The organism is Lentilactobacillus farraginis DSM 18382 = JCM 14108 (assembly GCF_000583655.1).
GTDB lineage: Bacteria > Bacillota > Bacilli > Lactobacillales > Lactobacillaceae > Lentilactobacillus > Lentilactobacillus farraginis.
Genome location: NZ_BAKI01000031.1, coordinates 18,614 through 30,818, shown reverse-complemented (window position 1 = coordinate 30,818; position 12,205 = coordinate 18,614). Strand labels below are relative to the sequence as shown.

Annotated in this window: 9 protein-coding genes and 2 pseudogenes; 6 read left to right on the top strand and 5 right to left on the bottom strand. The window is 41.3% G+C overall.

The window, feature by feature from the left end; translation table 11 throughout:
* The first annotated feature begins 67 nt into the window (after positions 1-67).
* The 6 genes and pseudogenes from JCM14108_RS15445 to JCM14108_RS09965 all read left to right on the top strand — a co-directional run bounded on the left by JCM14108_RS15445 (position 68) and on the right by JCM14108_RS09965 (position 6,627).
* Entirely contained in the window at positions 68-253 is a 186-nt protein-coding gene (locus JCM14108_RS15445) for a helix-turn-helix domain-containing protein (protein ID WP_235807152.1), read from the top strand.
* A gap of 37 nt (positions 254-290) precedes the next feature.
* Positions 291-938: an XRE family transcriptional regulator gene (locus JCM14108_RS09985; RefSeq protein WP_235807153.1), complete on the top strand. Its 648-nt coding sequence runs from the start codon at positions 291-293 to the stop codon at positions 936-938.
* Between the two features lie 337 nt (positions 939-1,275).
* Positions 1,276-2,883, top strand: coding sequence for an Nramp family divalent metal transporter (locus tag JCM14108_RS09980; RefSeq protein ID WP_035180622.1), 1,608 nt, complete (start codon positions 1,276-1,278; stop codon positions 2,881-2,883).
* 33 nt (positions 2,884-2,916) lie between these two features.
* Entirely contained in the window at positions 2,917-3,366 is a 450-nt protein-coding gene (locus JCM14108_RS09975) for a universal stress protein (RefSeq protein ID WP_035180621.1), read from the top strand.
* A gap of 155 nt (positions 3,367-3,521) precedes the next feature.
* Positions 3,522-4,883: an MFS transporter gene (locus JCM14108_RS09970; RefSeq protein WP_035180620.1), complete on the top strand. Its 1,362-nt coding sequence runs from the start codon at positions 3,522-3,524 to the stop codon at positions 4,881-4,883.
* 323 nt (positions 4,884-5,206) lie between these two features.
* Positions 5,207-6,627 (top strand): annotated as a pseudogene (locus JCM14108_RS09965) (NAD-dependent succinate-semialdehyde dehydrogenase).
* A gap of 184 nt (positions 6,628-6,811) precedes the next feature.
* On the opposite strand, the gene JCM14108_RS09960 reads toward JCM14108_RS09965, so the two are convergent.
* The 5 genes and pseudogenes from JCM14108_RS09960 to JCM14108_RS09940 form a co-directional block, all read right to left on the bottom strand.
* Positions 6,812-7,708 carry a diacylglycerol/lipid kinase family protein gene (locus JCM14108_RS09960; protein WP_304607850.1) on the bottom strand — a complete coding sequence of 299 codons (897 nt, stop codon included), beginning with the start codon at positions 7,706-7,708 and terminating at the stop codon, positions 6,812-6,814.
* Between the two features lie 74 nt (positions 7,709-7,782).
* A pseudogene (locus JCM14108_RS09955) lies at positions 7,783-8,258 on the bottom strand (8-oxo-dGTP diphosphatase).
* Between the two features lie 145 nt (positions 8,259-8,403).
* The gene (locus JCM14108_RS09950) at positions 8,404-9,474 is read right to left on the bottom strand and encodes an RNA-guided endonuclease TnpB family protein (protein WP_035180614.1); all 1,071 of its coding nucleotides are present in this window, start codon (positions 9,472-9,474) and stop codon (positions 8,404-8,406) included.
* Positions 9,475-9,858: 384 nt separating this feature from the next.
* On the bottom strand, positions 9,859-11,199 hold the full coding sequence (locus tag JCM14108_RS09945; RefSeq protein WP_035180612.1) for an ammonium transporter: 1,341 nt from the start codon (positions 11,197-11,199) through the stop codon (positions 9,859-9,861).
* 260 nt (positions 11,200-11,459) lie between these two features.
* The gene (locus JCM14108_RS09940; protein ID WP_035180611.1) at positions 11,460-12,098 is read right to left on the bottom strand and encodes an NAD(P)H-binding protein; all 639 of its coding nucleotides are present in this window, start codon (positions 12,096-12,098) and stop codon (positions 11,460-11,462) included.
* Positions 12,099-12,205 lie beyond the last annotated feature (107 nt).

Below are 12,205 nucleotides of genomic sequence, written 5' to 3'. Positions count from 1 at the left end.
CCGAATTTAAGTAAACTTAAAATAGTTTGAATATCGCTAAATTTAACAAATTGAAAGGGAAAACATCATGAATATTGAAAAATTTATTGCCCGCCGAAAAGAACTTGGTTTTTCTCAGAGCGAACTGGCAAAGGGCATTTGCACGCAGGCGACAATTAGCAAATTTGAGAACGGCGGGAAAATGATTTCAACCAAGATTTTGACCAAATTGTGTCAAAGATTGGGACCAAAGATTGGGACTTTCATTAAGTGATATTTTTCCCGGTCCGGTTGATAGGGACTCTGAACTATTGGAAAAATTGCACCAAGCCGAATTTAATCTCATTACAATGGAGTATCAGAAAGTTGCTGCAACTTTGTCGGGGATGTCAACCACACAAATGAACGATGATGATACAAAAATGGAATATCTATTTATTAAGGGGTATTTGTTTGCACTTAGTGATTACCCAACCAGTGACGCGGTCTTTTGCTTTGACCAAATTTTAAATGGGCTTGATGAGGAACATCAAACGATTTTTTCCCAGTTAGCTTATGTTGGGATGGGAATTGCTTATGAACATGAAGAAAATTTTGAACGGGCAGATTTTTATTTTTCAAAAATGCCTCGGCTGCTTGCAAATTATCCGAGTCAGGATGCTGATATTGACAACATTTGGAAGACATTAACGTTGTTATTTTATACTGGAAATTATTATTCCTATCGAAATGACTTTGAAACCGGCAATAAATTGTTGAAGACTCTAATCAAAATAAGTTCCCAACAGCATGTTACCTTTTATGTGGCCCGGGCCAAGTTTCGACTTGCACGAAATTTTAAGACGCAGCATGTGGCGAGCAGGCTGGTTGACGAGGCGATCCAAGATGCCTATGCATTTGCCAGATTTAACAACAATCAAAAGCTGATTGCCAGAATTAATGATTATCAGCAGAATTGATAAAAGATGGTAAAACTAAGTTTGGCTGATAACAGATTTTATAATCAAGAGTCAAGATAATTATTTTATCTTGGCTTTTTTGATTATTTAGCTAAAAATAGGAAAATAAAGCCAATTTTGTCCGTAGCAAAAACAAAATCGAGAGTTAACTTTGAGTAAGCACTGAATTTTTTTAAAGTTTTTTTGCAGAAATGATAAGCGGTTTCATTTGCGCCAATTAGCGTCTTTGGTTTTTAATACTTACAATTATTAAGTTAGGCGCTCCTAAATTCATATTTACTTTAATTTAGATTATGGTAGTATTGGATTTGAAATTAAAAGGAGGTACCTATGAAAAATGGTAAAAGATAAAGCTCCGAAGAAGCAACATTTGATTCACTATGCAAATGGACCTTCATTGGAAGAAATTAATGGAACGATCGAAGTTCCGAAGGGCCGAGGATTCTGGAAAACGTTGTTCATGTATTCGGGGCCTGGCGCACTAGTTGCTGTTGGATACATGGATCCAGGTAACTGGTCAACTTCAATTACTGGTGGTCAAAATTTTGAGTACCTGCTTATGTCTGTTATCTTAATGTCGAGTTTAATTGCGATGTTGCTACAATACATGGCGGCTAAACTGGGTATTGTGTCACAGATGGATTTAGCTCAGGCGATTCGGGCCAGAACCAGTAAAGCACTTGGATATGTGCTATGGATTTTAACTGAGTTGGCGATTATGGCGACTGATATTGCGGAAGTTATTGGTGCTGCGATCGCGCTATATCTGCTATTCCATATACCACTTGTGTATGCCGTATTTATAACGGTTTTTGATGTTTTGCTTTTGCTATTATTAACTAAAGTTGGTTTTAGAAAAATTGAAGCGATTGTTGTTTGCTTAATTTTGGTTATTTTGTTCGTATTCGTTTACGAAGTTGCGCTTTCAAGTCCTAACTTTGGTGATATTGTTAAGGGATTGGTGCCAACTGGCCAGACTTTCTCAAGTTCAGACAAAGTTAATGGTGATACACCGTTAACCGGTGCCTTGGGAATTATTGGTGCAACGGTTATGCCCCATAACCTGTATCTTCACTCGGCGGTTTCTCAAACCAGAAAAGTGGATCATAATGATCAGGAAGATGTTGCACGAACAGTTCGTTTCTCAACTTGGGATTCCAATATCCAATTATCATTTGCGTGGGTTATTAACTCATTGCTGTTAATCATGGGTGTTGCGGTATTTAAGACTGGTGCCGTTAAAGATCCTTCGTTCTTTGGTTTGTTCCAAGCATTATCTAATACTTCAATGTTGAGCAATGGTGTGTTAATTGCCGTTGCCAAATCAGGAATTCTATCAATTCTGTTTGCCGTTGCCTTGTTGGCTTCAGGTCAAAATTCAACGATTACCGGTACCTTAACAGGACAAGTTATCATGGAAGGTTTTATCCACATGAAGATGCCACTTTGGCTTCGTCGTTTGGTAACTCGTTTGATTTCAGTTATTCCGGTTTTGATTTGTGTTGCCATGACGAGTGGTGAATCACCGATTCGACAACATGAGGCGTTAAATACGTTAATGAATAATTCTCAAGTCTTTCTGGCCTTCGCTTTGCCATTCTCAATGTTGCCATTGTTGATGATGACTGATAACGCGAAGGAAATGGGAGATCGTTTTAAGAATACGCTTTGGGTTAAAATCCTTGGTTGGATTTCTGTCTTAAGTTTAACCTTCTTGAACATGAAGGGACTTCCGGACAATATCACTAGTTTCTTTGGTGACAATCCTTCCGCAAGTGAGGTATCATTGGCACATACGATTGCTTATATCTTGATTGCCGGTATTGTTGCACTTCTTATTTGGACAATTTATGATCTGTGGTCAAGCAGAAATAAAATGCCAAAGCGGTTTGAAACGACCGAAGAGCACTATGATGAAAGCAAGACTGATAAGGGCAATGCTTAATGCTAATAAATGCTAACGGGAGGCATAGATCGAATGGACAATGAAAATTCACCACATACAAAATTTAAAAGAATTTTAGTAGGTGTTGATGATTCACCTGATGCGCAATTAGCTTTTAGATATGCAGTTTCTGAGGCTCGTCTGTCAGATGCATCATTGGTAATTGCTTCAATTCTTGAAAGTCAAGAAATGAATGTGTACCAAGCGCTTAGCAAAGACTATGTTCATGGTGAGCGCAAAGAACTTGTTGATCATCTTAACGAATATCGGGACCTGGCATTAAGGGCAGGCGTTAAGACGGTTGATACAGTTGTCGAAGAGGGAGATCCTGGCGAGACAATTGTGAAAAAAGTTATTCCAGCTGTTGACGCTGATTTGCTCATTGTTGGTTCACTTTCGAAAAAGGGTGTTCGAAAGTACTTTGGTTCGCAAGCTGCTTACATGGCAAAATATTCACCGATTTCGGTAATGGTAGTTCGTTAATAAGCCAAATCTATGCAAGCAACCTGTTTTAAGAATACAATTGAAATAAATAAATAATCGATAGATTTGAAAGGAGCTAGGCGCAAGAGTTAATTGTACCGGCTCCTTTTTACATAATTTATCAGGAAAAAGTAATACTGGGGGATGGGGTTTAAATGGAACTAACGGAAAAAAGCCGAAAATGGTTTGTGGCAACACTGTTGTTAGGAACATTTACGATGTCAATTAGTCAATCATCGTTGTCAACGGCTTATCCAACGTTCATGCGTTATTTTAACTTGCCAGCAAGTACCGTTGCTTGGTTAACAACCGGCTTCATGCTGATTATGTCAGTAGTAATGCCGTTATCACCGTGGTTAATGGATAATTTCAAATTCAAACCATTATATTTAACTTTATTGATTAATTTTGTAGTTGGCACTTTGATTGTTATTTTTGCGCCCAACTTTCCAATAATGATGGTTGGCCGATTAATGGAAGGGTTTAGTGTTGGTATTTTGTTTCCTTCCTATCAGTCGATTATTTTGGAAATCACACCATCAAACAAGCGTGGTAGTGTGATGGGAACGGTTGGACTGGTAATGGGCTCAGCTTTGGCAGTTGGACCGATTATTTCTGGTGTTATTTTACAAGTGATGAATTGGCAGTCAATTTTTGCCTTCTTCTTGGTTGTCTTGTCACTGGTATTCATTTTGGCATTGAAAACAGTTGTCAGTCCATTAAAGACAAAATCAACTAGCTTTGACTTTGTTTCGGTTTTCATGTCACTTGGGATTATTGGTTTATTGTATTTCATTAATGAAATCTCACATATGACTGCCGGTGATTACGTTAATTGGGCAATCTTAGGCGTGTCGATTATTTTGTTGGGCTTATTTGTTCACCGGCAGCTAAAGATGCCAGAGCCGTTGCTTCGCTTAGACATTCTTAAAATTGGTAATTTTGATCTTGGCGTTGCGCTGACTTCGTTATCCTATATGTCTTTAATTACGGTAACGATCATTATGCCACTGTATTACCAACAGGTACTTGGTATGACGCCGTTATGGTCAGGAATGGCATTGGTACCGGCAGCGGCGCTTCTCTCGTGGTTGAACCGCCGGAGTGGACAACTAGCTGATCGGATTGGATTTAAACCGGTAATTACGATCGGTTTTGGCTTATTTATTGTTGGGTGGGGGTTATTACTCCTGCTTTCAGGGCTAAGAAGTGTCTGGGTAGCAATTATCTGTTCGATGGTTATTGAGGCCGGGAATGCGTTTGCGATGATGCCGGCAACAACGCTGGGGGCAAATTCCCTGTCAAACGATTTGATTCCGCATGGTTCGTCAATTATTGCAACCTTTCGACAAATTCTAGGATCAACGGCCATTGTTCTGGCTACAGTAATTCTTGGTAACGGTAATTTCAACGCGGTCTTTGCAACATTTTTGGTTATGGAAGTTGTCGCGCTTGGGTTGGCGTTAATGATTAAGGATACAACAGTGGAACACAGTACCTATGCACCAGCAAAGTAACAGTTATGAAATGAATAAATATATTGATTAATGAATAATTAATAAGAGCTGTGGTCAATGACCATAGCTCTTTTAACATCGTTAACTTGTGAATTAAAATTATTTTCTTGACGTACATTGTGCAATAAATAGCATACACTTTGTTTTTGAAAATCACAAAGTATTTCATTGTAACTGCTTTCAAAATGTGCTATTCTTCTAATAGACGCATAAATGTTTATTCTATTTACTTACATAGACAGCTGGCGGAACATTAATTTACTGACTGGTTGTCTGGAATTGTAAAACATTTAAAAGGTCTATATTTAGGAGGAGAACAAAAAATGGCATACAAAACTGTTAATCCTTATAATAACGAAGTCGTAAAGGAATATCCTAATGCGACCGAAGAACAATTACAAGAAGCTCTTGCGACAGGGCACGACTTATATAAAGCAATGCGTAAACAGCCGATTTCAGACCGGGCTAAGATTTTGCATAATGTTGCTGCCAAACTACGTGAACATTCAGATGAATTAGCAAAGGCATGTACGATTGATATGGGGAAACTTTACCGTGAATCAAAGGGTGAAGTGGAACTAGTTGCAATTATTGCGGACTGGTTTGCAGACCATGGCGAGGAACTATTAAAGCCGGAAAAGATTGATACAATTGCAACTGGGGAAGCGGAAATTCGTCATCAATCAACTGGCGTTATTATGATGGTTGAGCCATGGAACTTTCCATACTATCAAATTATGCGGGTCTTTGCGCCAAACTTTATGGTCGGCAATCCGATGATTTTAAAACATGCTGCCAACACCCCAACTTCAGCTCAAATGTTTGCTGATGTGGTGGCTGAAGCTGGTGCTCCTAAAGGGTCCTTAACCAACTTATTCCTGTCATATGATCAGGTAACGGAAGCAATTGAGGATCCACGGGTTCAAGGGGTTGCTTTAACTGGTTCCGAACGTGGTGGAACAGCTGTTGCAGGTGCTGCCGGCAAGAACCTTAAGAAGAACACAATGGAGCTTGGCGGCATGGATCCATTTGTTGTGTTGGGTGACGCCGATATGGACGCGGTGAACGATATTGCATGGCGGGCACGTCTCTACAACTGTGGCCAAGTATGTACATCATCAAAACGATTTATTGTCATGGACAATGTTTATGATGAATTTGTAGCTTCTTTGAAAGAGCACTTTGCAGCTGTTAAGCCAGGTGACCCAATGGATCCATCGACAACCTTGGCGCCGATGAACACAGAAAAAGCCAAGAATAAACTTCAAAGTCAACTGGATGATGCGATTGCTCATGGCGCAAAAGTTGTTTATGGTAATCAGCCGATTGATTTACCAGGCAATTCTTTATGCCAACAATTTTAACTGATATCGACAAAGATAATCCGGCTTATAAGACTGAGTTGTTTGGCCCAATTGCTACTGTTTACAAGGTTCACAGTGAGCAGGAAGCAATCGATATTGCTAATGATTCGCCTTATGGATTAGGTGGCATTGTCTTCTCCGGCGACCCTGATCATGGTGCCGAAGTTGCTGGGCAAATCGAAACCGGAATGGTCTTTGTTAACAACTTTATGGCAACTTTACCTGAATTACCATTTGGTGGCGTCAAGCTGTCAGGCTATGGCCGTGAAATGAGTCACATTGGGCAAATGGCTTTCGTTAACGAACAATTAATTGTTAAAGCAGATAAGCCAAACATGGATAATTTAGCAGGTGGCCTTGTGGCAACTGATCCGGAATAGCAAAAGTAATTATTTAGTGAAATTTGAGAGCAACTCGTCAAAATGTATCGGGCACTCACACCAAGCGTATAACTTGGTGGCTCTTTTCCGATATGGTGATACCAACCTTACAGGTTATTTGAAATACAATCTTATTCTCCTTAACAAAAAATGGCCGGCAATTAACATTGTCGGTCGTTTTTTGTTAACAATCATCCGGCAGGATAACCCTTAAAAAGTTTGCTCGAATCTTAACCGTAATCGGCAAAGCCAGCGCCGGATCACCATCGATTCGGGTTTTGATTGATCTGGATGACAGATTCTCAATATGAATTTGTTTGCATTTCAGATACTTAACACCACGGGCATTTTTAAGATTACCGGAAAGAAAGTAGGCAGCGTAAGTCATGATTTTTGGCAGCGTGAATTTTTTTAAAATAAAGACGTGCAGATAATCATCATCGTACCTGGCTTCTGGGTTAAAAGCAACGTTGCCGCCGACCGAATTGGTTGTCGTAATGAGCAGAATTTGAGCTCGTAAGATTTCACTATTACCGTTGGCGTCGATCTTTAATTTATAAGACCGATTGGTAAAGAGTTCTTTAATTCCTTTGAAAAGATAAATGATCGTGCCAAATTTTCGCTTATCGTCTTGTTTGACGTCTTGAGAAATGTCTGCGAGTCTGCCCAACGTTAGGCTGCTGACAATTGGGACTTCACCAATGACACCAAGGTCAACTTGGGCAGGTGAACCATCAATCAAGTTTTGAATAGCTTTATTAGTATTAAGTGGAATCTTTAACGCCCGGGCAAAATTGTTAACGGTACCGCCGGGAATGATTCCCAAGGGAATTGAATGACCAGCTTTTAAAAAACCGGCGCAGGCCGTATTAATGGAGCCATCACCGCCGATTGTGACCAGACAATCGTAATTGTCAACTGCCACCTGGATTTGTTTGATGGCAGCTTCTTCAGATTCGGTAGCCGCCAACTCGACTTGTTTGCCGACTTCTTGCAATTTTTGCCGGACGCTTTTGGCAATGGCCTCGTTATCGGCTTTACCGGCAGTTCCGTTATAAACAATTAAGTACTTTTGCATCATACAGGCCCTCCCTTCTGAATAATCAGAGAAGTAATCGGAATGGAAGCACTTGTATTATATAATATCCATCTGAATTATGCGTCTTTGGGGATTATAGTTAAGGAGCCGTTCATGATTTTAGAGGTGGCATCAACTGTTGTCGGGTTGGTAAAAATCTTTAAGAATTTCATGAAACTTTCAGCGGTGTTGTGTTCGTTAAGTTCTGCGAGCGGCAGCCAATAAATTTTGCCCTCATCGCTTTGTTTTAACGTTCCGGAAAAGTGGGTCGTTTTGTATAAGAAGCCCAATCGGCGGTAAAGCGGATTCTGATTAAACCATTCAACGGTGCCGCAGGATTGAAGATGACTGACTGTCAGACCGGTCTCTTCGTATACTTCGCGGACCATCGCGTCATACAAGCTTTCATTCTTTTCAACGTGGCCGCCGGGAAAGGTATGGCCGAATTTCCAGCAACGTCGGTTTTGTCTTCGACCAGAACTTCTTGGGTTTGGGGGTTATAAATCATACACATGTTGACCATTTCAACGTGTTCGGAACGTGAGTAAGTCATTAGATCGCTTCCTTAATTTTAAGACTGTGAACTACTCGGCCATGAATGACCGAGCTTCTGGGAACACGAAGTAGTATTTAGGCTGTTACATCGGTATGCCGAACACCTAACTTACAGAACCCCGCTCTTTTACCATGGCTAGTCCCTAACCAGTAGCTTTTAACCCGCGCTTCAGGATATTAACTGCCGCATTAATATCCCGGTCATGATGGGTCTGACACTCAGAACACGTCCATTCTCGAATTGCTAAAGGTTTGGCGCCACCATTGTGTCCACAAACTGAGCAGATTCGGGAAGTGTTCCTAGCACTGACCACCACTAACTGCTTCCCGTACCAGTCACATTTGTATTCCATCATGGTCCGGAATTGATACCAACTGGCGTTAGCGATGGCCTTAGCCAGGTAATCCTTGCGCTGGTTGGCAATTTTAGCTTGATACCGGGCTTTGGTCATTTTGGCCCGTTGCCAATTTTGGTAATCGTTAAGTGCCATCTTAAGCAATTTATGATGGTGATTCCATTGACGCATCGCAACGGTCGCCTGGTGCCTGCGTCGACTGAACTTGGCCTGCCACCGTTGGGCTTGCTTTTTCAGCCACTGCGCATTAAACGTCCCATATTTCACTCCGTTAGAATCAATCGCCAAATCGGAAACGCCCAGATCTAAACCAATTTTTTGGTTGGTCTTGGGCAAATCATGAACCTCGGTTTCGACCTGCAGGGAAATATAGTAACGGTCGGTAGCGTCATGGCTAATCGTGTAGCGCTTAATTTTGCCATTGGCCAAGTGGCCCGTCTTGCTGGTCCGAATACTGCCGATTTTCGGTAATTTCAACCGCCGCTTAGCTTCCACAGTGCAGATTGATTGCCCAGTGTAGGATTGCTTAGCGCTACGGCGGGACTTAAACCGCGGATGGCCACCTCGATGTTGGAATAAATTCTGATAAGCCAGCGCCAGATTATGGTTAACCACCAATAAGCTGGTGGCATCACTTAACTTTAAAAAGGGGTACTCTTTCTTGAGCGGTTTTAGCAGATAGTTCATGTCATATTCGCCAACGAACCGACTGGCCGGATTATTTTCATACCGCTGGTTGGCCATGGCTAACATGTGATTCCAGACAAATCGATCATTGCCAAACAGCTGCCATAATTGATCGATTTGAGCTTTGTTCGGGTATAAGCGTAGTTTAATCCCTTTAACCACTGTCGTCATCCGGGAAACCTCCTCTCTTTACTTTACTAATTAATCTTGCCAATTAAGATCCTTGATCATGACCGGTCTATTTCCAGTACCACGCTTTTAATCGCGGATCCCGATAAGCGGTCATTTAGTTAATCCAAGGAAACTTAGCTTAACTATTATAACATATGGTCATTGTTGGTACACACATATATTTTAGAATATTTTCAACATTTATTGATTTTATAATTATTAGAACCGTTTTTTAAATGCAAAAAGGGGCAATTCATCACGTCCTTAAAAGAACGTGCTTCCTTGCCTTATATCAAAAAATGCTTTTGAAATCAGTATAGCAGACTTCAAAAGCATTTTTTGATTGATTTGTTTTGATGTTATGCAATGTTGATAGGCAAGTGATCAGTGATCTCTTGGCCCGGGTGTTTTTGGTGAATTCAAATCAGCCATTTGACCCCGGAACTCTTTTGCGTACATGTTCATATCAGATTGATAAGTTGCCATGTCGTTACTGATATCAACGGTGTAGTCAGCTTCCTCACCGTGTTCACCTTTATCCAAGCCCATCTCTTCTTCCTTACGGTCAACCCGCATTGGCATAACGAGACTTAGGACTTTGATAATGATGGTTGTGGCAATTGTAACAAAGACGATAGTTACCAGAGTGGCGAATACCTGAATACCAAGTTGATGCCAACCGCCGCCATATAGTAATCCATTATGGGAAACAATCGGGTTAACAGCTTTGGTTGCAAATAAACCGGTAAAGATACTGCCGACGATTCCGCTAACACCGTGACAGCCAAAGGCATCGAGGGCATCATCGACACCGATTCGGTCTTTGAGGTAGTTAACGAAGAAGTAACTGGCAAAAGTTGAGAACATCCCGATCCAGAACGAACCGGCAATTGTGACAAAACCACAGGCAGGCGTAATCCCAACCAAGCCACAGAGGGTCCCTGTACATACACCAACCAGGGTTGGTTTGCCGGAGATAATCATATCGAGAATCATCCAGGTAACCATTGCGGTCCCGGTGGACATGGTGGTGGTGATGGTTGCTTGCGCAGCGATGTTGTCAACACCCAGCGCCGAGCCGGCGTTGAACCCGTACCAACCAATCCAAAGAATGGTAGCACCAAGTAAAACCCATGGTAAATTGTAGTGGGTATGAGGTTTGTCACCGAATTTAATTCGTTTGCCCAAAAAGGCAGAAAGCACAAATGCGGTAACCCCGGCGTTGATGTGAACAACGGTTCCACCGGCAAAATCAAGTGTTCCAAGTCCGGCCAGAAGACCATGCGGGCTCCATACCAAGTGGACCATTGGATAATAGATAATAATTGACCAGAGAATCAAGAAAACCAGCAAAAAGTTAAACTTGATCCGGCCAACAACGGCACCGACAAATAGTGCCGGCGTAATAATGGCAAACATCATTTCAAAAACTGAAAAGATCCCGGTTGGAATTTTGGTGGCGGTTAATGCCCCCAACTTAACACCGTTCATAAAGAAATTATCAAAGGTGCCGACAATTCCATGGATATCGCCTTCGAAAGATAAACTGTAACCAACCATGATCCAGAGCACGATAGCGACTCCGGTCATCACAAATACAGATAACATCGTATTGACAACGTTTCGTTTTGACACCAGGCCGCCGTAGAAGAAAGCCAGCCCGGGTGTCATGAATAAGACCAAAATACTGGACAGAATCATAAATGACGTGTTAGCAGCATTCATAACATCGCTTCCTTTTTACTTAATGTCATAAATTCTAACATCATCAATGCGCGACGTCTAGAGTTTGTTAGAAAGGCTCTTAGATAGTTTTAAGACTATAAGAAAATGGAAACGATCTCAAAAGCCCGAAAATTAGCGATCTGATTTTAAAAATAATTTAAAAAAATATTTTAACGAATAACCGGCCTGTGTCAGATAATGTGACAAAAATAACAAAAACGGTCGTTCTACGACAAATAGAATAACCGTTTGATTAATTATTAAGCTTCACTGACAGCGTCAGCGATCGGCGTAGCACCGTCACTCATCGGCAAAATTTTACCAATGGTATTGTCACTCTTGACAATCGCAGCCAGAACGTCGGCAACATTTTCAATGCTATTTTCGTTATTGGTGTATTCGCCAAGACTGACTTTACCGGTACCAGCCGTTTCAGTTAACGAGGTTGGTTGAAGAATTGTGTAATCCAACGTGGTGTTTTTAATCAACCACAAATCAGCAAAATGTTTGGCAATTAAATAATTGGCCAGTGGTGAAGGGTCATCGCCGCTAAAAGAATCCGGCGTTAAGGAATCTCTGGAACTCAGCATGACAAACCGCTCGATCCCCCGTTTGGCGGCCTCAATCATTACTTTAACGGCGCCGTTCAAATCGACCTGTAACAGGTCTTTGCCACCGGAACCGGCAGCAAAGATCAAGGCGTCGGCTTCCGGTAATTCATTTAGAATAGCATCTTTTGTATCGTGTAAGTCGATTTTAAAGGGTTTGATGTTGGCACCTTTTTCGATATTTTCAGGTTTGCGGGCGCCGGCAAGAATCTGATCACTCTTATCCGCGGCCAGCTTTTTAACCAGCTGTTTACCGACTCTGCCCGTTGCACCGATTACAATAATTTTCATATTGGACTAAATCCTCCTTAGACTTTTTATTCAATGTTTAAAAGCTTCTCATCTGACTGGTTTGCAGCAAAAGAGAATTCTTTCAAAATTAAAACTGAATTCTTGAC

What these genes read in the sequence shown, in the direction of transcription:
- JCM14108_RS15445 (WP_235807152.1), top strand. Translation starts at nt 68, where the DNA reads ATGAATATTGAAAAATTTATTGCCCGCCGAAAAGAACTTGGTTTTTCT.
- JCM14108_RS09980 (WP_035180622.1), top strand. Translation starts at nt 1,276, where the DNA reads ATGGTAAAAGATAAAGCTCCGAAGAAGCAACATTTGATTCACTATGCA.
- JCM14108_RS09975 (WP_035180621.1), top strand. Translation starts at nt 2,917, where the DNA reads ATGGACAATGAAAATTCACCACATACAAAATTTAAAAGAATTTTAGTA.
- JCM14108_RS09970 (WP_035180620.1), top strand. Translation starts at nt 3,522, where the DNA reads ATGGAACTAACGGAAAAAAGCCGAAAATGGTTTGTGGCAACACTGTTG.
- JCM14108_RS09960 (WP_304607850.1), bottom strand. Translation starts at nt 7,708, where the DNA reads ATGATGCAAAAGTACTTAATTGTTTATAACGGAACTGCCGGTAAAGCC.
- JCM14108_RS09950 (WP_035180614.1), bottom strand. Translation starts at nt 9,474, where the DNA reads ATGACGACAGTGGTTAAAGGGATTAAACTACGCTTATACCCGAACAAA.
- JCM14108_RS09945 (WP_035180612.1), bottom strand. Translation starts at nt 11,199, where the DNA reads ATGAATGCTGCTAACACGTCATTTATGATTCTGTCCAGTATTTTGGTC.
- JCM14108_RS09940 (WP_035180611.1), bottom strand. Translation starts at nt 12,098, where the DNA reads ATGAAAATTATTGTAATCGGTGCAACGGGCAGAGTCGGTAAACAGCTG.